Source organism: Paenibacillus sp. RC21 (assembly GCF_044907935.1).
In the GTDB taxonomy this organism is placed as follows: domain Bacteria; phylum Bacillota; class Bacilli; order Paenibacillales; family Paenibacillaceae; genus Paenibacillus; species Paenibacillus terrae_A.
This window is the reverse complement of sequence record NZ_JBIYCS010000004.1, coordinates 108,659-131,142: the sequence shown is the minus strand read 5'-3', so window position 1 is coordinate 131,142 and position 22,484 is coordinate 108,659. Positions and strand designations below refer to the sequence as shown.

General features: G+C 44.4%; 22 protein-coding genes. All 22 read left to right on the top strand.

Translation table 11 applies throughout. The annotated features are described in order from the left end of the window. The first annotated feature begins 123 nt into the window (after positions 1 to 123). The 22 genes from ABIA61_RS14155 to ABIA61_RS14050 all read left to right on the top strand — a co-directional run bounded on the left by ABIA61_RS14155 (position 124) and on the right by ABIA61_RS14050 (position 22,466). Entirely contained in the window at positions 124 to 2,841 is a 2,718-nt protein-coding gene (locus tag ABIA61_RS14155) for a stalk domain-containing protein (RefSeq protein ID WP_404580896.1), read from the top strand. Positions 2,842 to 2,888: 47 nt separating this feature from the next. Then, positions 2,889 to 4,049, top strand: coding sequence for a sensor histidine kinase (locus ABIA61_RS14150; RefSeq protein WP_283653556.1), 1,161 nt, complete (start codon positions 2,889 to 2,891; stop codon positions 4,047 to 4,049). A gap of 4 nt (positions 4,050 to 4,053) precedes the next feature. Next, positions 4,054 to 4,776 carry a response regulator gene (locus tag ABIA61_RS14145; protein WP_007432713.1) on the top strand — a complete coding sequence of 241 codons (723 nt, stop codon included), beginning with the start codon at positions 4,054 to 4,056 and terminating at the stop codon, positions 4,774 to 4,776. 92 nt (positions 4,777 to 4,868) lie between these two features. Beyond that, positions 4,869 to 5,306: a hypothetical protein gene (locus ABIA61_RS14140; RefSeq protein ID WP_283656335.1), complete on the top strand. Its 438-nt coding sequence runs from the start codon at positions 4,869 to 4,871 to the stop codon at positions 5,304 to 5,306. Positions 5,307 to 5,501: 195 nt separating this feature from the next. Next, positions 5,502 to 7,631 (top strand): ATP-dependent helicase ComFA, encoded by a 2,130-nt coding sequence (locus tag ABIA61_RS14135; RefSeq protein WP_404580895.1) that lies wholly within the window; start codon positions 5,502 to 5,504, stop codon positions 7,629 to 7,631. A 349-nt stretch (positions 7,632 to 7,980) separates the two neighbouring features. Continuing rightward, positions 7,981 to 8,544 carry a ComF family protein gene (locus ABIA61_RS14130; protein ID WP_404519440.1) on the top strand — a complete coding sequence of 188 codons (564 nt, stop codon included), beginning with the start codon at positions 7,981 to 7,983 and terminating at the stop codon, positions 8,542 to 8,544. Positions 8,545 to 8,929: 385 nt separating this feature from the next. After that, entirely contained in the window at positions 8,930 to 9,379 is a 450-nt protein-coding gene (locus ABIA61_RS14125) for a LysM peptidoglycan-binding domain-containing protein (protein ID WP_283653554.1), read from the top strand. 811 nt (positions 9,380 to 10,190) lie between these two features. Beyond that, complete coding sequence (locus ABIA61_RS14120) at positions 10,191 to 10,601, top strand: TIGR03826 family flagellar region protein (RefSeq protein ID WP_283653553.1); 411 nt, start codon at positions 10,191 to 10,193, stop codon at positions 10,599 to 10,601. 196 nt (positions 10,602 to 10,797) lie between these two features. Further along, positions 10,798 to 11,073, top strand: coding sequence for a flagellar biosynthesis anti-sigma factor FlgM (flgM, locus tag ABIA61_RS14115; protein WP_014278436.1), 276 nt, complete (start codon positions 10,798 to 10,800; stop codon positions 11,071 to 11,073). A gap of 9 nt (positions 11,074 to 11,082) precedes the next feature. Further along, positions 11,083 to 11,583 (top strand): flagellar protein FlgN, encoded by a 501-nt coding sequence (locus tag ABIA61_RS14110; protein ID WP_283653552.1) that lies wholly within the window; start codon positions 11,083 to 11,085, stop codon positions 11,581 to 11,583. Positions 11,584 to 11,598: 15 nt separating this feature from the next. Further along, a complete protein-coding gene (gene flgK, locus ABIA61_RS14105) occupies positions 11,599 to 13,179 on the top strand; it encodes a flagellar hook-associated protein FlgK (RefSeq protein WP_283653551.1) in 1,581 nt (526 codons plus the stop codon). A gap of 24 nt (positions 13,180 to 13,203) precedes the next feature. Continuing rightward, positions 13,204 to 14,112 (top strand): flagellar hook-associated protein FlgL, encoded by a 909-nt coding sequence (gene flgL / locus ABIA61_RS14100; protein ID WP_283653550.1) that lies wholly within the window; start codon positions 13,204 to 13,206, stop codon positions 14,110 to 14,112. 82 nt (positions 14,113 to 14,194) lie between these two features. After that, positions 14,195 to 14,641 (top strand): flagellar assembly protein FliW, encoded by a 447-nt coding sequence (locus ABIA61_RS14095; protein WP_283653549.1) that lies wholly within the window; start codon positions 14,195 to 14,197, stop codon positions 14,639 to 14,641. Continuing rightward, positions 14,641 to 14,874, top strand: a complete 234-nt coding sequence (csrA, locus tag ABIA61_RS14090) for a carbon storage regulator CsrA (RefSeq protein WP_283653548.1) — start codon at positions 14,641 to 14,643, stop codon at positions 14,872 to 14,874. The genes ABIA61_RS14095 and csrA overlap by 1 nt, the downstream gene beginning before the upstream one ends. 343 nt (positions 14,875 to 15,217) lie before the next feature. Continuing rightward, positions 15,218 to 15,988 (top strand): flagellin N-terminal helical domain-containing protein, encoded by a 771-nt coding sequence (locus ABIA61_RS14085; protein ID WP_283653547.1) that lies wholly within the window; start codon positions 15,218 to 15,220, stop codon positions 15,986 to 15,988. Positions 15,989 to 16,164: 176 nt separating this feature from the next. Beyond that, positions 16,165 to 16,548 carry a flagellar protein FlaG gene (locus ABIA61_RS14080; RefSeq protein ID WP_404580894.1) on the top strand — a complete coding sequence of 128 codons (384 nt, stop codon included), beginning with the start codon at positions 16,165 to 16,167 and terminating at the stop codon, positions 16,546 to 16,548. 14 nt (positions 16,549 to 16,562) lie between these two features. Beyond that, positions 16,563 to 18,035 (top strand): flagellar filament capping protein FliD, encoded by a 1,473-nt coding sequence (gene fliD, locus ABIA61_RS14075; RefSeq protein WP_283653545.1) that lies wholly within the window; start codon positions 16,563 to 16,565, stop codon positions 18,033 to 18,035. A gap of 14 nt (positions 18,036 to 18,049) precedes the next feature. Further along, entirely contained in the window at positions 18,050 to 18,433 is a 384-nt protein-coding gene (gene fliS / locus ABIA61_RS14070; RefSeq protein ID WP_053326240.1) for a flagellar export chaperone FliS, read from the top strand. Positions 18,434 to 18,504: 71 nt separating this feature from the next. Continuing rightward, positions 18,505 to 18,777: a hypothetical protein gene (locus ABIA61_RS14065; protein WP_283657380.1), complete on the top strand. Its 273-nt coding sequence runs from the start codon at positions 18,505 to 18,507 to the stop codon at positions 18,775 to 18,777. Between the two features lie 199 nt (positions 18,778 to 18,976). Further along, positions 18,977 to 20,713: a motility associated factor glycosyltransferase family protein gene (locus ABIA61_RS14060; protein WP_404580893.1), complete on the top strand. Its 1,737-nt coding sequence runs from the start codon at positions 18,977 to 18,979 to the stop codon at positions 20,711 to 20,713. A 29-nt stretch (positions 20,714 to 20,742) separates the two neighbouring features. Further along, complete coding sequence (locus tag ABIA61_RS14055; RefSeq protein ID WP_404580892.1) at positions 20,743 to 21,762, top strand: UDP-N-acetylglucosamine 4,6-dehydratase family protein; 1,020 nt, start codon at positions 20,743 to 20,745, stop codon at positions 21,760 to 21,762. Continuing rightward, positions 21,762 to 22,466 carry an acylneuraminate cytidylyltransferase family protein gene (locus ABIA61_RS14050; protein WP_283653540.1) on the top strand — a complete coding sequence of 235 codons (705 nt, stop codon included), beginning with the start codon at positions 21,762 to 21,764 and terminating at the stop codon, positions 22,464 to 22,466. Before ABIA61_RS14055 ends, ABIA61_RS14050 begins: the two co-directional genes overlap by 1 nt. Positions 22,467 to 22,484 lie beyond the last annotated feature (18 nt).

The following is a 22,484-nucleotide window of genomic DNA, read 5'->3' as shown; positions in this document are numbered from 1 at the left end:
ACTTTTGCCTTTATAATAAGTCTATTAACATAAGAGGCTTTTTTTGTTTATTTGATAGAGTTTAGAGTACATGATCGGAAAAGTCCGTTTGAATACAATGAAGATGGGAGAGCTATCATCCATATGGTTTTAGGTAATAGGAAACAAGGCAATGAGAAGGTAGATGGCAGAGGGATCGCTAAAAGATGGGCTGTTTTGACACTGGCGGGAGTATTGTGGGTTGGACCCGTAGCCGGAACAGGCGCCCTGATTCCGTTAAACGACTGGATATCTGCGCCGATTGCGAGTGCAGCTTCCGGTTCAACTGTAAAGTTGGGGGAAGGAATAATTACTTCTGGTGCAACATTGATGAATTATCGTTTTAAAGGCTCCAAAGGAACAGCGTTAGCTGATATCGTCCGGGTAGACTTGCAAAATCCGTATGTCAAGCTGGATGTTATGACCGGGAAAAATGGACAGTTCACAACCCGTCAAAGCACAGGTGGTATGGCAAAAGAGACTGGAGCAGTCGCTGGTGTGAACGGAGATTATTTTAATACCTCCAGCGAGGGTGCCCCGATTGGTGGACAAGTATCGAAGGGGGTATTGATGTCTACTCCGTCCGATTTAACGGGGATGTATGCTTTTGCAGTAACCAAGGACGGTTCCCCAATGGTAGAGCAGTTTACCTTTGAAGGCACAGTAAAAGCCGGGGATGGATCAACTTTCCCTTTAACGGGGATGAATAAGGCTTCGTATTCGCCTGAAACAAGTGGAAGCAGCTATAGTCATTCCAACGCAATGTATATTTATACATCTGCCTGGAAAGCAATTGAGCGGCCGAAAAACAGCTCAACAACGCCTACCGAGGTGTTGGTGCAAAATGGTGTGGTTACACAAATTTCCAACAATGCTACGTTGAATATGACTGTGCCACAGGACGGCTATATTTTACGTACTCACGGCAAAGCGGCCGATTATGTCAAAGCCCATCTGACAGTGGGAGAAACGGTAGAAACCAGCTATCATCTTCGTGTCAAATCGACAGGGAGTGAGGTGGATCCTTCCAATCTCCAGATGATGATTGGCGGACACACCATATTGGTGAATGACGGTCAGAAAACTTCGTTTTCCCGCAGTACAACGAGCATAGGCGGGACGCGGGCGCGGACGGCTTTGGGATATTCCCGTGACAAGCGTTACGCTTACGTCATTGCCGTTGAGAAGAACGGGAACAGCGTGGGTGTATCCCTGAGTGAGTTGCAAACGCTGATGAAAGATATTGGTGTCTGGAAGGGTATGAACCTGGATGGGGGCGGCTCCACCACGATGGTAACCCGTGATTTGGGAGATACGACAGCAGGACTTACGTTCAATACGGAATACGGTACGGAGCAACGGAGCGTAGTAAACGGTGTGGGTGTGTACACCAGTGCGCCTAAAGGGACGCTCAAAGGCTTCACGATTAAAGGCAATAAAACGCTGCTTATTGGTCAGACCGGAAGCTATTCTTTTAAAGGCTATGATACCTACTACAATCCGTTCGATACCTCGAATGTACAAGTGACGTGGAAATCGAGCAACCCGTCCGTCGTGTCGGTGAGTGGCGGGGTTGTGAAGGGAGCCAAACCAGGGACAGCTACGTTGACGGCGTCCAGTGGCTCAGCCAGTGCTACAACCAAGGTTACTGTGCTGGGAGCAGATGAAATTTCATCACTTACAGCAGGCAGTGGCACAGGATCGCTTACGGCAGGAGCTAAAATTGCGGTTCCGGTAACTGCAAAGACGAAAGACGGCCAGAGCGTCAGCATTTCGTCAGATGCGCTCAAATGGGAGTTCATCGGCTTTAAGGGAAGTGTTAAGGACAATCAACTTACGGTAAATACGGTAGATGCGGGTGTGAAAACGGGCTATGCCATCGGTCGCTACGATGGTTTCAGCGCTGTCGTCTTCCTGTCTGCTGACGGGGCGAGCACAAACAACTGGGAGAACTTCGAAAATGTTTCGTATCCGGTTGACTTTACTTCGAATGTGGAAGGCGTTACTGGCACAGCGGCTGTTGCACAAGGAGATGGCGACCATGCCAATTCCAAAGTGCTTGAGCTGAATTATGACATGACGAACGGCAGTGGTAAAATGTATGCTTACGCCCAGCTGAACGGTACAACTGGCAAAACGCTTGAACAAGCGGCTACATCCATCTCGATTGATGTTAGAGGAGATAAGAGCCTGAACTGGTTGCGGGCGGAGCTGGAAGATGCCCAAGGCAAAACGGCATATATAGACCTGGCCAAAGTGATCGACTGGAACGGCTGGAAAACAATTAACGCAGACATGAGCGGTTTGAATATCTCATATCCGGCGAAGCTCAAGCGCCTGTATGTAGTCAATGTCGCTGAAGGTCAGGATGAGCGTGCTAAAACAGGTAATATTGCTTTTGATAATATTTCTTTTAATACACCGGGAACGGTCGGAACCGAAGGACTCAAAAAAGGAACGGCTCAAATGGCAATCGGACAAAAGTCAATGACCGTGAACGGGACGCTAACAACAATTGATGCGGCTCCGATGACCCGCAACGGTTCAACGTATGTACCGATCAAGTACGTGCTGGACGCTTTTGGCGGGCAAGCCAAGTGGAACGCAGGCGATCAGCGGATTACGATTATGCGTGGCGGTGTGCTGATGGATTTGACGGTGGGTAAAAAAGAAGTCGTCATGAACGGCAAGCGTCAGAGCACTGATGTAGCGCCCATTGTGTTAGGTGGCAGGACTTTAGTCCCATTAAGACTCGTGTCAGAGCAGTTAGGAATGACTGTAAAATGGGAACAAGAAACGAAGACCATCACCCTCCAGTCATGATATGGTATGATATATACTTGAAATGCTAGGATTGGAGTAGAACATTTGTGGACTTTCAAGCCGATATCATAGACCGAGTCATTAAGAATGCCATTCAGGTGATGGAGAACAGTAAATATCAGATGTTCGAAATTTTGGACACGGCCCGGACCGAGCTGATCACATTAAATCAGGAACTCCAGAGCGTCCTGAAGGAAACGGCAGAAACGATTGAAAAGGTGGACCAGTTGGAAATGAACTATCGGCGGTCCCGTATTCGGCTGACTGAGGTCAGCCGTGACTTTGTCCGCTATTCGGAAGAGGATATCAAGCAGGCTTACGAGAAAGCAACACAGCTTCAGCTCGATGTGATGATCTTTCGCGAGAAGGAAATGTACCTCAAGGCCAGAAGAGATGATCTTCAAAAGCGGGCTAAAAGTGTCGAGGCCTCTGTCGAGCGGGCCGAAACCATCGGTTCGCAGATGGGCGTCGTGCTGGAATACTTGTCGGGTGAGTTGGGACAAGTAACGCGGATCATCGAATCGGCCAAAAACCGGCAGTTTATTGGTCTGAAAATTATTTTAGCCCAGGAAGAGGAGCGCAAGCGGATATCCCGTGAAATTCACGATGGACCTGCACAGCTTCTTGCGCATCTAGTGCTTAGGACGGAAATTGTGGAAAGAATGATCGCCAAGCAGGAATTTAAGATGGTTCAGGACGAAATAGTAGACTTGAAGAAACAGGTTCGCTCCAGTCTTGAGGAAATGCGAAAGGTTATTTTCAATCTGCGTCCTATGGCCCTGGATGACTTGGGACTTGTTCCGACGCTCCGGAAATATGTGCAGGATTTTGAAGAGAAAACGAAGATTAGATCGCTTTTTGAAACAAGGGGCAAGGAACACCGTCTCTCTTCCGCGATGGAAGCAGCCATTTACCGTCTGATCCAAGAAGCTTTGACCAACGCTGCCAAGCATGCTTATCCTACCTATGTGCTTGTTGAGATTACTTATCAGGCGCAGCTTGTAAAAATCGTGGTGCAGGATAACGGTCTGGGCTTTAAGCCAGAGCTTTTTCAGCAGAAAAGCAAAGATCATGGGCATTTTGGTCTGATTGGTATGCGGGAAAGGGTTGAACTGCTCGAGGGGAGAATGGAGATCGAATCAGCTGAGAATCAAGGCACCAAGATAGTGATTCATATCCCAACCAACGTGGAAAAGGGAAAGGAGTAACAACATGGAAAATCAGGAAATTAGTAACGCACCCATTAAAGTACTCTTGGCGGACGATCATCAGTTGTTCCGTGAAGGGCTTAAACGTATTTTGAATATGGAGGACGACATTGAGGTCATCGGCGAATGTGGCGATGGTATTCAGGTGTTGGAGTTCTGTAATGTAGAGAAGCCGGATATCGTTCTGATGGACATTAATATGCCTATTGAAAACGGTGTAGAGGCAACTGAAAAACTGCGTGAGATGTTCCCGGATGTCAAAGTTATCATTCTGTCCATTCATGATGATGAAAGCTATGTATTCGAGACGTTGCGCAAGGGAGCTAACGGCTACCTGTTAAAAGATATGGAGGCCGAGTCCCTCATTAACGCGATTCGCTCTGTACATGAAGGGTATGCGTTTATTCATCCGAAGGTAACGGGTAAACTCATTCAGCAGCTCCGTCGGATGACGTACCTGAATGAAACCGGGGCTATGGCTGAAGGTCATACCAAGGAAGCTGGCGTGAAGTTCGTCGCAGGCGAAAATAACCCACTGACCCGTCGTGAGGCTGAAGTGTTGCGCTTAATGGCAGAAGGCAAGAGCAACAAGATGATCGGTGAATATTTATTCATTAGTGAAAAAACGGTCAAAAACCATGTCAGCAGTATTTTGCAAAAAATGGAGGTTGATGACCGGACACAAGCGGTTATTAACTCAATCAAATACGGATGGGTTACGCTGTAAAGTGTAGTCTTTGAAACCCAGTACATAACCGTGACACCTCTTCCTGTTATACGGCATATATTGTCGCTATAGGAGGAGGTGGAACCTTCGTGATGGCTCATTTGGTTTGGATATTGCTTATATATGGTCTGGGAGCCGCAGTCGTGCATCTTATGTATATACGGCAAGCGGTTCAAGCCTATCGCAATGGCGACGATGTGCGTGCGTTATCTTCGGATCAATGGCCGACCCGTTATATTGTCATTACTTCTAATGACGGAGAACGTGTGGAGTGGGTGATGCGTTCATTGAGCATACTTGCCTGGTTACGTCGTAAGCCGCTGCATGTGACGGTACTGGATGATGAATCCGTGGACGATACGCTGCCGATCCTTACACGGATGATAGGTTACAGCCATATGGATGTTTCGGTCATTTCATATCGTTTTTCACCGGGAAACCCGGTTTTACCGAGGTCAGGCGGTGAAAAGCAGGTTGTTATTGACCTCAGAACAGTCAACCCGTTGGTGGATGCTCCACTTGTTCGTTAATGACAAAGTATTGTGGACATTACGGTCGAAACCGGATATAAATGTTATAAGGAATTGCATATGCAAGATAAAAGGGATTTCGCTGAAATCCGAATGATGTGAAGTACACTTCAGGCTATGAGCCATGGAAGTGTGCTTTTTTTGTTGTATGGGTAGGAGGAAAAACAAACACTTGAGGAGTGGGAGGGGGGCCAAATGAAAATTTCGGTATATGTGGTCAATTATAGGGGGAAATGGGATATCCGCTTATCCGTGGATATTCGAGTAGATATGACATGGTGGTTGAAAGCGAGCGATGGACAGGAGAATGCTGTCGAAAAATGGGTGATACTGGGGCGAGGTCTTCCGTTGCCTTGGGGCGTAAAGCTGTGTGAAGTGTTCAGGGGATCAACGGACATGGAGCGATGGACAAGGGAGCAATGGTGGCAATACGTTCTCGCACAGCTAAAGGATGAGCTGAATTCAGAGCCTTTTGACGCAGATCAGTATTTGGCCAAAGGAATCGATGCTATATGCATTTGGGATGGGCAGATACTCCATCCAAGCAGCATGATGTTTGGGAGAGGGAGTGAGGAACGGAGAATGGCAGGAGTAACGTACCTCAGTCAAACAAGGCATTTTAACAGTGAAATCGAAAAACTGGATATGGAGTGTGTGGCACGACAAGCGGATGTGCTGGCTGATTTGCTGTCAGGACGCCAGTTGCTCGTTCCGGAAGCTGAAGCGCTGCTGGCTGAGGCGGCGCCAGGTTTGGAGCGCGTTTGGCGCTCAGCTGCGCAGCTCGCGTACCTGCAAGGCCGGCTCAGCTTTGCTGCTGGCCTTGCACCATATACGCGCCGGTCCGCCGCGCGTGATCTCCGCTGCAATCGTTGCGGCAGCGGGGCGATGTACCGCACGGGCTGTGCATCGTGCGGACGCAAGGCGTGCGCCTACTGCGAGACGTGTCTCGCGCTGGGGCGCAGCCGTGAGTGCTCGCTGCTGCTGCGCGGTGCAGCGAAACCCGCCGTGCCGCGCACGGCGGACACAGCCCCGGCCTCGGAGCTTGACCGCTGGGGGCTGAGCCCTGCGCAACGCGCCGCCGCCGAAGCGGCGCTGCGCTTTTTGGCCGCACCGCCCGGTGGGGTGCGGGGGCCAGTCCGCCCGCAAAGCCTCTGGCTCCGGGCGTGCGAGCTGCTGCGGCGTGGCATGGCTACACGCCGGGGGCCAAGCCCTGCTGCTGCGCCGCAGGGCAATGTCCTTGCCCGCGACAGCAGCAGCAGGCATTCTTCGCCAACAACTGGCGAAGGCGTATGGCACATGCCTGGCGTCGGCGGTAAGGCCGATGTCGCGGCAGAGCGGTTTTTACTCTGGGCCGTGACTGGCGCAGGCAAGACAGAAATGATGTTTCCACTCCTGCAACATGTGCTGGAGCATGGAGGAACGGCGCTTGTAGCGACACCGCGTCGGGATGTGGTACTGGAATTGGCCCCCCGTTTGGCAATCGCCTTTCCCCATGTAAGCATGGTGACGCTCTATGGAGGCAGTGATGAACGCTGGCAAAGGGGACAGCTGACACTTGCGACAACTCATCAGCTTCTGCGTTATCGTCAGGCCTTTGATCTGGTTGTCATTGACGAGATTGACGCGTTTCCTTATCACAATGATCCTATGCTCGCCTTTGCCGCACAGGCTGTGTGTAAGCCGGAGGGGAAATTCATTTATTTGTCTGCTACTCCACCGATACTATTGCAAAAAGAGGCTGCACGCGGCCTATTACCGCACGCCAAGGTTCCCGTTCGTTTTCATCGTCATCCACTGCCTGTCCCATTCCGTTTGGAGACTACTCCGGTGAAGCATTGGCTGCAAAAAGGGCGGCTTCCTGCATCCCTGATTCAACGCTTGTCCGCATCCATACATCGCGGCGCTCAGGTCTTCCTGTTTGTAACACGAATCTCACATATTCAATCTCTAGTAGAATTGTTGATCAAACGCCTGCCTCATATCCCAATTGCGGGCACCTCATCCCAGGATGAAGAGCGAAGCGCTAAGGTACGTTCCTTTCGGGCAACTGAAATACGTGTACTGGTCACAACCACTATTTTGGAACGCGGTGTGACGGTTCCACGGAGTGATGTATATGTACTGGACGCGGATAGCAGTCTTTTTGATGAAGCTTCTCTGGTACAAATGGCTGGTCGAGCAGGAAGGTCGAAGGATGACCCGCGTGGAAGCGTCGTTTTCACATCTCCCCAATGGACTCGCGGCCAAAAGAGGGCGATTAGACAAATTAAGCGTATGAATACACTAGCGCGAAAAAAGGGCTATCTACAGGAGGTAAAACATTAAATGCGCAAAATAAAAAAAGTTTTTTTGGAAATGTGAAACCTGATGCAATGTTGACACGTAAACTACCAAGAGAGGTGCATTTTGTATGAAAATGATGCGCAGAACTCAACTTTTTTTGAATTGGCTACTTCAGCGTCAGTCGGAAACATGTATCGCTTGTGGAATTCACGCTGGGAGTTTTTCCAAGTTTCCCGGGATTTGTACTTCTTGTTCGGCTCAAATTCCCTGGATTCACAACATTCGATGTGTTCATTGTGGACGCTCGACATTTTGTCCTGATTGTGTAAGGTCTGACCGGACAGCACGCTACTATGTGTGTAATCGGAGTGCGGCTAGCTATACGCCTATCATGAGAGAATGGATTGGGCAGTTTAAGTATCGCGGAAATGAAAAGTACGGTCCTCCGCTCGGCGAAATGATGCATCGGGCTTATCAGGCTATGAGGCATGAGTTTACTGGTCGGGAATATTTTCGTTTCAATCAGTCTCTGCGGAACGTGAATTTGGTGACATGTGTTCCGGTAAGTGAGACACGACTGACAGAGCGAGGTTTCAATCAGGCTCAAATTTTGGCAGAGGAGCTTGCCAAGCGGAATAAGCTGCTCTTTTTACCTTTACTTGCTCGTCCGCAAGATACTGGCAAACAAAGCTTCAAAACAAAAAAAGAACGCACACACACGATGTATAATGCGTTCTCTGTTGTGCCAGGTATGACGGAGTTAATTAAGCATTTTGTTTTAAATGCTGAGTTTCAACGCAAAATGGAGTATCATAAATATGTTACTGTTTTGCTGGTGGACGATATTTATACAACTGGAAGTACTTTACAAGCGTGTGCGCGTGTTTTAGGGGAAAAGGCATCCGAAGAGGGTATACATATGACCATTTTTTGTCTGACTTTGGCAAGGTCATAAGCCTGAATTTCATGTCCCCTTTACGAGAGTTTTGGTTTGGAGCCAGGGAAAAAAGTTCATACCGTTCCGAGAAAAGCCCAAATGCTAGAGCAGAGAAGCCTTTTAAACCGCACAATAAGCAAGATTTGACAACGAGATAGAGAGAGGTATATAATAAAAATATAGACACACACAAAAAGTAAGGAAGTGAGGGATGAAAACAGAATATTTCAATTTAGAGGTTGATTTATTTGGAAAATAGGAGTACAATTTCTATCTGTTGATAGCTAACATGGTTTGGTAATAAATGATTAGCTAACGACAACAGAGCGGACATTGGGAGTGTCTCGCTCAGTAGTAAAGCAGTTAATTAAAATTTGACTTAAAAAAGAGGAGAGAAAAAATCATGAAAAACGTAATGAAAAAAGTAGCAGTATCTAGCATGTTGGCAATCAGTTTAGGTGCAGTATCTCTGTTGAGTCCACTTGCTACAGGTCAAGTATCCGCAAAGTCTAACTCGGATTACAACAAGGATCAGGCAGAACTACAACTGATTATTGAACAACAAGAAGCAGCACAGAAAGCACTGGAAGCTAGACTCTTCGGAACTGAAAATGCTACGACTACAACACCGGCTCAACCAGCTGCCGAGAACAATAATCAAACAACAACACCAGCTACTACAACTGTAACACCGGCTACTGTAAATACAATCACAGTAAGTGTTCAAGATGGCGATACGCTGACTTCCATTGCTGAAAAATACGGTGTAACTGTTGAAGAACTGCTTAAAATCAACGACCTGATTAAAGCAGGCCAAGAACTGCAAGTTCCACAAACAAACACTAATAAATAATTCATTATAAATTCATAATAAAATGTTTTTATTAAACCAAGTGTTTGACTACAGTATACGGGAAGGCCTCTATTAAAACAATGCTTTTTTGAATAATTATTTGTGAAATAGCATGTTTTTTTGGACTGCAAATTTTCAATGGTGCGTCTACACCTATCTTCAGATAGATTTTAAGCTGGGATGATGTTAGTCGCATTGATATAATGAATACCCACACTCCATGTGCGGAGCATTCGTATGGGCGCCGTTCCCCCGGATTTGTAGCAGTTACTTGGTGGCATTCGGGGCACAGGTGAACATGAATTCTTCTGAGGATTGTTTCGCCCGGTTTTTCCCTCATCTTGATTCGTATATCTACATCCAATTATAATCATATACAGCTATTTTAATTATAGTGAAGCGCTATTCCCGAAATAACCGGAATGGCGCTTATTTTATTTTCATCTAAAAACCTGAGCGTTGTATGACGATAAATAGACACATGCATTAGATTGATCTGGGAGAAATCATTTGTCTCCTTAGGTTACATGCGATTTGCATATCATTATATAGATGTAAGTAAAGATTTGATATTAGGTTATGGCCCCGTTAGCTGGTGTAGGATTTAAATGCTTAGATTTCTCGTTGCACTTCCTAATACAGAGTACGTTAAGCATTTTGTACCTTTATTATGATATCGTACAAAATGTGCAATTGTGTAAAATCTATCACTCTTTTTTTAAAAATATTCGCTAGACGAGGCTCTTAGGTGTAAGGTAATGTAAGGATACACCAATACAAGACCGGAAACAGGAAAGGGGCGCTGCAGAGGATGAACTTGGATAACTGTCCTCGCTGTGGAAAGCTGTTTATTATGAATGTTAGGGGAATCTGCCCAAACTGTATTAAAGAAATTGAGCTTGAATACGAGCAATGCGTCAAATATATACGTGAAAATAAGGGCTGTCATATGCAGGAGCTTTCGGAGGCTACCGGGATATCCGTTAAGCAAGTTACGACCTTTATACGTGAGGGACGTATTTCCATTGCTAATGCGCCTAATATGACGTATCCTTGCGAGGTATGCGGGACACCGATACGGGAAGGGCATATGTGCGATTCTTGTCGAACACGCCTGACCAAAGACCTGCATCAGGCCGCCAGCGAAAGCAGCAAGCAGGATCAGAGTAATGGTATGGGTTCAGGTACCTACAGTGCGATTGATAAACTTCGCGGAAAGTAGTACAAGGGAATTAAAAACGAATTCAGCTATTCAAAAAGTTTCAAATACCGCCGATAATCTTTATAGAGCTTATCGGTTTTTTTATTTTTAGCAAACATGCACAAAATAAAGAAGTAAGACATAATACGAACCATGTTCGACGCTATGTCGTCTGATACATTCTGACCATTTCAAATAAATAAGGAAGGTGGAAGTTATGAAAATTAACGAGACCAACCGCATCGGAGCCATTAACCCATATCAACGAAATATTGAAGCAGGACGCCAGGAGGAACAAAAGAAATCCCGTCGCAAGGACGAGGTCTCGATTTCCCCGGAAGCGATGGAAATGCTGAACCGCAGCAGTGACGCAGACCGCGTTAAAAAGATTCAGGAGCTTAAGCAGCAAGTAGCTTCTGGAACCTACCGTGTGGATGCTGACAAAATTGCAGAGAAGCTGTTACCTTACTTCAAACAGTCTTCCGAAAGCTAGGTGAAGGGTATGCCTTTAGAGCGCCTGATTGATGTGTTGGAGGAACTCAGAGTGTCACATCAGCAATTAATTTCATTGGGAGAGCAGAAAAAAGATGCGCTGATCTCCAATCGGGTGGAACAACTTATCGCTGTCATGAATCAGGAATCGAAGCTTTCCAGATACATTGAGCAGTTGGATGAACAACGTATGCAGGCTGCATATGCATTTTTGCAGGAACGTGGTATTAAGTCCAGGTTGAACCTCAATATTACGGAATTGTCCCGTCTCGTTTTTGATCTAGAAGACAAGCAGCGGCTCCTTCATATTCAAAAAAATTTGGCGAATACTCTTCAGGAATTGAAGAAACTAAATGAGTTGAATCAACAGCTTATACAGCAGGCGATTTCCTATATCGATTTTTCCATTGAGAGTATGTCATATTATGCGGAATCGGAAGCGACTTACCAGCGCCCGGCCGATAAAAGTATATCAACTGTGACGGCGGGCCTATTTGATACACGCGCCTAATAGAAGGAGGAAAACATGGTCTCAACATTTCATGGTATAGAAACAGCCAAAAGAAGCTTAAACACACAAACGGCAGCATTAAATACAACCGGACACAATATTTCCAATGCCAACACAGCCGGTTATTCCAGACAAGTGGTCAGTATGAAAGCCTCTGAATCTATGGAGGCGTATGGTTTGAACCGTTCTGTTGTAAGAGGTCAGATGGGTACAGGGGTCGAATTTACCGCTATTGAGCGTGTTCGTCAGACATTTCTGGATGACCAGTACCGCAACGAAAGTTCTTCTCAAGGTGGCTGGGATATCCGCTATGATACGTTGAATAAGCTGGAAACGATTATGAACGAGCCCTCGGATACGGGGATCCGCAAAGTCATGGATAACTTTTGGGATGCATGGTCCGATCTGAGCCAAGATCCTCAGGATGTTACGAATCGCAAAATTGTAAAAGAGACTACGCTTGCTCTGACAGATGCTATGAATCAGGCCAGCAAACAGTTGGATGCACTCAGTTCTGATTTGACTAGTAACGTTACATTAAAAACAACTGAGATGAACTCATTATTGCAGTCTGTAGCGGATCTGAACGGTAATATTTATAAACTGGAGCAAATTGGAGATAACCCGAATGATTTGCGGGATCAGCGGGATTATGCGATTGACCAGTTGTCCAAACTTGCGAATGTGCAGGTAACTCAGTTGGATAACGGCTATCAGGTAACGGTGGCCGGACAAGTAGCTGTTGCGGGTACAGAGGTAACCGCTATTACGGCGGCTGGTCTTGAGGCTGCATATCAGGGGGGGACATTAACCGGCGGAGAAGTGTACGGTATGATTCTATCCCGGGATAAATATGTAGCGGATTACAAGAGTCAGATGGACCAGTTGGCTAATACCCTGGCAAATGGCAACATTGAAATTACTTTACCCGCAGGTACAGTTCTACCCGAGGGAACGGTACTGAATTCGGGTGCCAATAACACAGCAGTCACTTACTCGAATGCGAATAACAATAGAACCTTGACGGCCGATTTAAAAGTAACCGTACAAGGGATTAATGGCCTTCACCAGCTAGGATACACGCTTAGTGGCACGACACCGCAAAAAGGTGGGGCGTTCTTTACCTCCAAAGATGGGGCTGCCATTACAGCAGGTAATATTACGCTGAATAAGGATATTCAAGATGATCCCAACAAAATTTCCAGCTCTTTGCGGGTAGATGGAACGGGTACGGCGAATGAGAAGGTAACCGTAGGTAACAATGCTTTGGCATTGACAATGGCGAACCTGAAAAATGTGAAGTTTGGCTTTAATACCACTCAAGCCCAGACAACCACTGTAGATGACTTCTTCAGTTCAATCGTAGGACAATTGGGCGTCCAAACCAAGGAAGCAGAGCGCCAATCACAAAATGCACAGCTGTTGACCGAGCAAGTGGACATGAACCGTCAGTCGGTCAGTGGGGTGTCATTGGATGAAGAAATGTCCAATATGATCAAATTTCAGCATGCTTATAGTGCAGCCTCACGGTTCATGACTACATTTGACCAACTGTTGGACAAGCTGATTAATGGTACAGGCCGCGTAGGTCTCTAGTATAATGAGAAGGTGGAGTAAGTTATGCCAATTCGAGTAACCTCAGGGATGACCAATATGCAACTGCTCAGTAACCTGAATCGGAATAACAATAATATGGGCAAAATGGAGAACCAGATTTCTACAGGTCGTAAGTTGAATAAGCCTTCAGACGACCCTGTAGGAGTAACCTATGCACTACGTTACAGAGCTGAGCTAGCTTCTAATGAACAATACAAAACCAATTCAGACGCAGCAGTTAGCTGGTTGGATTTTACTGATACGACTATGCAACAGGCCGGTGATGTAATGAAGCGGCTTAAAGAGCTGACAGTTCAGGCTTCAAGTGAAACACTTCCTCAATCCGCCCTGGATTCGATTAAACTGGAAGTTGACCAACTAAAAGAGCAAATGATGAATATTGGTAACAGTCAGCTTCGTGGGAAGTATGTTTTCAATGGGCAAAATTATGATCAGGCACCGTATCAGCTATCAGCTACGGTCACGAGTTATGATCAGATTAATCCGGATCAAGGTGCAGTTAGTTATGCGATCGGGGATCAAGATGCATTTCGGGTAAACACGTCAGGCAGCGATTTTTTCGGGAAATCGACAGATGCAGATAATGTTTTTAAGGTCATGGATGCATTATCCACCGCATTAACCAGTGGGAATAGTACAGCAATATCAAGTCAACTTTCAAGCATTGAATCCCGTTTTACCAAAATGCAAACAAGTTTGTCTGAAGTAGGTGCACGCACGAACCGGGTTGAATTGGTACAAGCCCGTTTAGATGATCGTAATTTGAATTTGACGACACTTCAAGCCAAAACAGAGGATGCAGACGTTGCCAGTCTGATGATTCAAGCTACATCTGCCCAAACTATCTATGAGGCTGCCTTGAAATCATCTGCCAAGATCATGCAGCCATCTCTGATGGACTTTATGAGTTGATTTTTATCTTTGACATTGTTACTTGAAGCTATGGACGAGTGGTCCGTAGCTTTTTTGTTACTATTTATAGGAGGAGTTACTAATGACCCCAAAACAGAAAATAGAAGAAGAAAACCAAGATACCAACACCGTTCTTTATGTGTTTCCAAAAGGAATACCGGGCTTTGAACAACTTCGGGAATTTCAACTACAGGAGCATAATGAATTATTTAGTCTTTTCAGTGCAGTAGAGCAACCTGCTACTATTTTTATTACTGTAAATCCCTTTGATTTTTTTGAAGATTATGAATTTGAGCTATCTGATGATGCTCTTGAGGATATTGGAATTACCAGTCAAGAACAGATAGCAGTACGATGTATCTGCACATGGAACAGCGATCAATCCAAAACAACGGTGAATTTGCTTGCACCTTTAATTTTTAACGTTGAACAGCATACAGGAAAGCAAATCGTTTTGCAGAATACAGACTATACAATTAAGCATCCATTATGGAATGGAATAGAGCCCGACAAAGGCGGTGAGTCCTGATGCTCGTATTGACGCGTAAAAAGGGTGAATCCATTGTGATTCAGAATGATATCGTCATTACTGTTCTTTCCGTTGAAGGGGATAATGTGAAAATTGGTATTTCTGCTCCTAAGGATATCGATATTTACCGAAAAGAAGTCTTTGATGCTATTCAGCAAAACAATCAATGTGCAGTTATGGATTCCAATGCCATCCAAAGTGCAATGTTGGAGATGGAAGAGAGAAAGTCCTGATTCGCTAATCTTAGAGGTGCACATACATTGAGGAAGGCCGACACAAGTAAAGTGTCGGTCTTTGTTTGACTAGATTTTATGCTTAATTATCTGGAACAATAATTTTGATATAACCATGTTCTCCACCGTTTATCGTAATATCGAAAATCTCCACTTGGGTGAGTTTGAAAGTTTCGAAAACTACTAAGAAAATATTTCAAAAAAAAGCTGGAATGCTATAAACAATTCTCATCATAGGGTCGATATATATTTTAGAGCGGTAATTCTTCAGGGCGGCCGACCTGTGAAGACGCTTATACCACAAGGACGTGGGAATTAAACCATTTCAGGGAGGAAATATAAAATGATTATCAATCACAACTTACCAGCAGTAAATACACACCGTAACATGCAATTGAACAACACAGCAGCAAGTAAAAACATGGAAAAATTGTCTTCAGGTCTGCGTATCAACCGTGCAGCTGACGATGCTGCTGGTCTCTCCATTTCCGAAAAAATGCGCGGTCAAATCCGTGGTCTGGAACAAGCACAACGTAACGTTCAAGACGGTATCTCTTTCGCACAAACAGCTGAGGGTGCAATGAACGAAGTATCCTCCATGTTGACTCGTATGAAAGAACTGGGCGTTCAACAACTTAATGATACTTACAGCGCTGGCGATAAATCCAACATCAAAGCAGAACTTGGTCAATTGGGCGGTCAAATTGATGCAATCCTGTCCAACACTAAATTCAACGGTATTGCGATTTCTGGTGGAACCGTTAAAATCCAAGCTGATGATAACGTGTTCGTTCTCAGTATTAAAGGTATCAGTTCCACTGGTTTCCGTGGCCTCAAATCTGATGTAAAACTTTCTGCTACAACAGCTGCAATTGAAGCTGTTGCTAAGCAACGTGCGAACCTCGGTGCTATGCAAAACCGTATGGAATACACTTCCAACAACTTGGGCACAACTGTAGAAAACCTGACAGCTTCCGAATCCCGTATTCGTGATACTGACATGGCAAAAGAAATGGTTACTCTGTCCAAAAACAACATCTTGCTGCAAGCTTCCCAATCTATGCTTTCACAAGCAAACTCCGCGCCACAAGGCGTATTGTCGTTGCTGCGTTAATTTTAAACGACATAAGTTTACAAAAAAAAGATCCTGTGTATCGCAGGATCTTTTTTTTTGTTTTTTATTTTATTTTTTTCATAAATATTTGCACTCATTTACCGATATATAATGTATTGGCATTTCAAATACAGAACGGTTTTATTGTGTCTAATATTATTAATGGAGGTTATTCTATGGACTCGATGATCCCCCCTAGCACTGGGAGTTTGTTGCCGATTCAGCCATCAGCAGGAATACAACGTGAAGCCCCTTCAGATGCCGAAACCAATTATGCTACTGTACAAGATGCTGTCCAGACAGCCAATAGAAGTGGTACCGCGCAGAAACAGCAGACACATGAGGAAGCAGTTTTGGAGCTACAGAAAGCAATTGATGCTATTCAAGGCCCACAGAAGACGTTTGAAATATCGGTACATGAAAAGACACATGCAATCATGATAAAAGTGATGAACAAGGAAACGGGAGATTTGATTCGTGAGGTACCTCCTGAGAAAATTCTGGATATAGCGGCTATGATGATGGGAATTTCTGGAATAATTATCGATAAAAAAGTATAGGGGGACATATAATTATGGTAACCAGAATAAGTGGCCTTGCCTCTGGGATGGATATTGATGCAATGGTCAAAAAGTTGATGACTGCTGAACGTGTACCGCTAGATAAGCTGAATCAACAAAAACAACTGATGGAATGGAAACGGGAAAACTATCGTGAGTCCAGTACTAAAGTTGTTTCATTTCTACAAGATAAACTAGGTACATTAAGTCGTACTGCTTCAATGAATCCGCAGAAAGTAACAGTAACGGGAAATAGTGACGCGTTGACTGCATCGGCTTCATCGTCTGCCAGTGGGGTATTGGATATCTCGGTAATAAATCTCGCTACTGCCGCAAGATCTGTCTCAGACAGCTCATGGTCTGAAAAGGCAAGCACTGAGCTTGCCTTTTCAGATGGGGCAGCTCGTACGGTTCAGGTTGGTGGGGCCACCATTGATGTGGATGCCAACGAAACGATTGAATCGTTTGTCAAAAAAATTAATGAGAACAGTAAGACAGGAGTAACTGCTCTATATGATGCCAAATCCGGTTTGTCATTAACAAGTAAAACCACCGGTTCCCAAGCATTCAATATTGATTCTCAAATTAGTAGTGAGTTTAAACTATCTTCAACGAACGGAACCGATGCTTTGCTAAAGGTAAATGGACTTGAAGTCAAAAAATCTTCTAATAATTTTACCATTAATGGTATTGATATTACGCTTAAGACAGCAGGTGGTGCTGCGACAAGAATAGAAGCTACCAAAGATACGGATAAGATCGTCGAAAATATTCAAAGCTTTGTTGATGCTTATAATGATGTTCTTGCTACACTCAACAGCAAGGTTAGTGAGGAGAGATATAAAAAATACGCTCCGCTTACGACGGAACAAAAAGCCGGTATGAGCGATGATGAAGTCAAGCTCTGGACAACCAAGGCCAAGAGTGGGATGCTTAGAAACGATCCTATCCTGCAGGATACATTATCTGAAATGCGTAATGCCATGATTCAAGGTGTAGATATCGGCAGAGTTGATGCAAATGGTAAGAATAAGCCTTTAATGATGTCTGAGCTTGGGATCACTACGGGGACGTATGATACGAAAGGCAAGCTAATTTTGGATGCAGACAAATTGCGTGCAGCGGTTGAAAAAGACCCGGATATTATCACGAATTTTTTTGGGAAACAGGATCCAAGTACCGCGCTAACCAATAAATACACACAGCAAGATGGTGTTATTGCTAAACTTAAAAAGATTTCGAATACTTCACTGCAAAGAATGGCCGATACAGCCGGTACTTCAAAAGTTAGTAAGGATCTAACGGCTTCATTTCTTTCTACGAGCACAATGGGAGAGCAATTAACGAGTCTGGACCGTCGAATTAGTGACATGACCAGCCGTCTAACGATGATTGAAACTAACTATTACAAAAAATTCACCGCCATGGAAACGGCAATAAGCAAGTATAATAATACATCTTCGAGTCTTACAGGCATGTCGTCATAAAGGAGGTTTTACAATTGATCAATACACCCTATCAGAAATACCGGCAGACTCAAGCACAAACTGCATCCAAGCCTAAACTGCTGATTATGCTGTACGATGGGGCTATTCGTTTCGTTCGTGCGGGGATTGAGGGGATAGAGAATAGGGATAACGAGAAAGCAAATAATAATTTGTGTAAAGCACAAGCTATTGTACACGAGTTGATATCTGCGTTGAATTTTGAGTATCCAATATCCCATGACTTATTGCGGGTGTATGAATATATGCTGCATGAGCTGATCGAGGCGAATGTTCACAAAATAGCCGCTCCGGCACAAGAGGTGCTGGAACATTTGACTGACCTACGGGAAGCTTGGTTGGAAGCCATGAAAATGCCTGGTGTAGTTGGTAGTGTGTAATGGCAGATCCTAATATGCAAGTACTCCTTGAAGAACTGCAACATAGGACAGAAGCAGTGTTATCTAACCTTATGAATTTAAGTGAGGAAGAGTTTGAACAGTTTGCAGATCAAAGGCAGCGCATTGTAGAACAGATGCAGTCCTTTCAGCCGTCGATAACGGAAAATAATAAGCAGAAAATTCGTGATATACTAAGTCACGATTCGGTAATTTTACAGCGTATGCATGCACTTAAGGATGAAGCGGGTCACTGGATGGAGAAACGTGGAGCCATTCGTGTGCAGCAGCATGCATACCAGCAGGCTTATTCTGTAGACAGTTTGTTTATTGATCATCGCAAATAAAAATGCTTTATGGAGCGTACCCCATTCGATTTAAGAATGGGGGTATTTTCTGTGAAAAGCTTCATTCCATTAAGAGTAAATCCGATATACTAGTTAACAAATATTAATGCGAAACGGTGGTATTACCTTGTCTCAACTACAAATAAACCATACAATTCTAGAGCAGAGGTTTCCTCATGTTGCAACCCAAATAAATAGTTTGCCGAATGATGACTTATCTATACCTTTGTTTACGGAGCCCTTTGAAAGGGATATCGCTTGGCTTAATGCTGTTCAGGGAGCAATTGGAAACGGAAAGATCCTTTTTGTATATGGATTTGAAAGGGGACTCAGCATTGTTGATCTCCTCGAATTGTACCCGAATCACTGGCTGTTTGTATACGAGCCGGATGAGCGGCTTTTTCGGAAGGCTGTGACGGAGTATGACCTCAGTCTTTTGCTGGGGCATCCCAATTTGTACTGGCTATCTGTTGGTGATTCTCAGCTCAATATGATGTTTCATATGCTGAATAGTTACATGATGGAAGATTTAGTGTTTATTGCGCTGCGTAAGTATCTATCAGATGATATGAGTATGCTACGTGAAGTAAAGGGAAAATTTCAGGAGTACCGCCAGAGCTTTATGATAGATAAACATACAGAGCATCGTTTTCGAGAAGAATGGACTCGAAATTTTCTATATCATCTATCTGATGTACTATACACTCCTTCCATTGAGCGGCTTTTTCACGCTTTTGAGGGTGTGACGGTGATTGTTGTATCATCAGGCCCATCTTTACAGGAAGATATCGAATGGCTGAAAAAATTACGTCCTCACGCACTGATTATTTCAGCAGGCTCCAGCATTCAGGCATTAATAAAGCATGGAATACAGCCTCACCTTGCTGTAATAATGGATGGCCATTCAGTCAATAAGAAAATCTTTGCTTCCTCTGAAACGAGAGAGCAGCCTTTATTGTTTACTTCCTCTTCTTATTATGAAATCTCTGACCAGAACTGTGCAGAGAAAATCCATAGTATTATGAAAAGTGATGCTATATCTCAGTATTTCTTTGGACTCAGTAAAGAGGAACTCTTTATATCCCCTACAGAGACGGTCGCAGGAACAGTTATTCAAGTAGCAGCATGTCTAGGGGCTAAACGGATCATACTTGCAGGTCAGGATTTGTCGTTCCCTGATAACAAATTCTACGCAGATGGAATTGAACATTTTGCAGCCGAAACTACAGATAAGAAAGTGCAGGAAGCACCTAAAAAAGTGCTAAATGTAAAGGGGACATACAATACTACAGACGAAAGTTTCTCCCAGATGAAGGATGGACTCGAAAATCTGATTAAGGCACTTCCAAGGATTGAATTTATCAATTCAACTCGAAATGGTGCAGTGATTGAGGGAGCCCCATACGAACCGATGGAAGAGATGTATAAATTGTTAGCATCAGAATCTGTTGATCATGATGCAATTGCCGATTTGATAAACAAAATAAATATTGCTGCTGATATGAATAAGGTGCAGGATGTCAGAGATAAGCTGATAGCGACACTCGGAGATCTTTCCAATGTACGTTCTGAGATTGCAGCAATTCATAAGCTGATGAAAAAAATACGCGAATTTAGCCGGACTAAACCAGCAAAGGCCCAAAGTATGGTGGAGTCTATAGAGCAGATGTGGGGATTGATTGCCAACAGGGATTGGTTCTCACCTATATTTGAGTCCATTATGCCTATCGAAATTGCGCGTTTTGATCAGGTGCTCCCTGTGATTGTGACAGAACATCAGTTGACTCGTAAGTCTGATCTAATCTATGAGCATCTGGGTAAGCTGCTAGAGGATATCACAGCACAAATCCCAATACTTGAAGAAATGTTTTCAGAATCGATTCGCCGTTTAGATAAAAAAACAGATAGCGATCCATTGGTCCATAAAGATATATAAATTAATCGTTTTACACTCCGGAGGTCATTATGTTTACCAACAAGATTGTACTGGTTACGGGCGGCACAGGCTCGATTGGAAGCGAAATTGTACGTAATATTTTATCCTATAATCCTAAAGCTCTGCGAATTTTTAGCCGGGATGAGAGTAAGCAGTTTGATCTGCAGCAGGAATTAAAAGAATATACGAATGTCCGTTATCTGATCGGTGATATCAGGGACAAGCAGAGGCTCAGCTATGCCATGGAGGATGTAGATTACATTTTTCATGCCGCTGCTCTTAAACATGTGCCTGCATGCGAGTACAACCCCATGGAGGCAGTGAAAACGAATGTCATAGGTGTACAAAATTTAATAGAGGCAGCTATTGAGCATAATGTAGAAAAAGTGGTAGCCATCAGCACAGATAAAGTGGTAAATCCAACAAATACAATGGGTGCTACAAAGTTACTATCAGAACGTTTGATTTCAGCGGCCAACTTGTACAAAGGTAGCAAACGTACCGTCTTCTCATGTGTCCGCTTTGGGAATGTTATGGGCTCAAGGGGGTCTGTTATTCCGTTATTCCGGGATCAGATTGCTAAGGGAATCCCGGTGACTGTCACACATGCAGAGATGACCCGATTTATGATGTCTATTCCTCAAGCAGCTCAACTGGTAATAGATGCAGCGCATCACTCACAAGGCGGAGAAGTATTTGTACTTAAAATGCCGATTCTTAAAATCACAGACTTGGCCCAATGTTTGATTGATTCGTTTGAACAGGCAACTGGCAATATCTATTCGGGTGAAGTCATCGAGTCTGGAATACGGCCGGGAGAAAAACTGTATGAAGAACTGATGTCACTTGAGGAATCTGAAAGAGCATTGGAGAATGGACAAATGTATATTATCCCTTCGTCATTTCATACAGCAGAGCAGGAATATGAAGGTTTTCAAAAGGCGATTCCTCAAGAGTATTCTTCGAAGACTGCACCGCAGATCTTCCAGACAGCCATTCGGGAACTGATTGAAAAAAATGGATTGGGTTTTACAATTGGTACTGTATGATGGGCAATCACAAATGCCTGGCGATTATTCCTGCGCGCGGTGGATCAAAAGGTTTACCTGGTAAGAACATTAGATTGTTACATGATAAACCGCTCATTCAATATAGTATTGAGGCAGCGTTGAACAGTAGCTGTGTAGATGAAGTTGTAGTTACAACGGATAGTGCAGAAATTGCTCGTGTGTCAGGCCAAGCTGGCGCAGCAGTTCCATTTATAAGGCCCGCTGAGCTGGCTACCGATGAGGCCAAAAGCATTGATGTATTAAAGCATGCTGTTGAATTTTATGAACAGACACTGGATCAATTTTTTGATGTTATTATGCTGCTGCAGCCCACATCTCCATTGCGAAATGCTATGGATATTGAAGAGGCGTATACAATATTTTCAAGTAATCAGGCTGATTCACTACAAAGTGTCGCTTTATCAGAAGTTCAACCCTACCTGCTAAGAGAAATGGATAACGGACGGCTTACGTCCTACCTGAAAGGTGAAAGGGAGCATTTGAGGAGACAGGATCTCAAGGAATTGTATGTTCTAAACGGAGCCATCTATATCGTAAAAAGAGATTTGTTGATGAACAGTGGCACTCTGATAGGACCTAATAATTGTGGCTACATTATGCCCAAAGAGCGATCTGTTGACATAGATGACGAGTTTGATTTAAAAATGGCAGAGTTTCTTTGGAGAGAATCCAATCACAAGTGATCCTCGCAATAGGAGGGA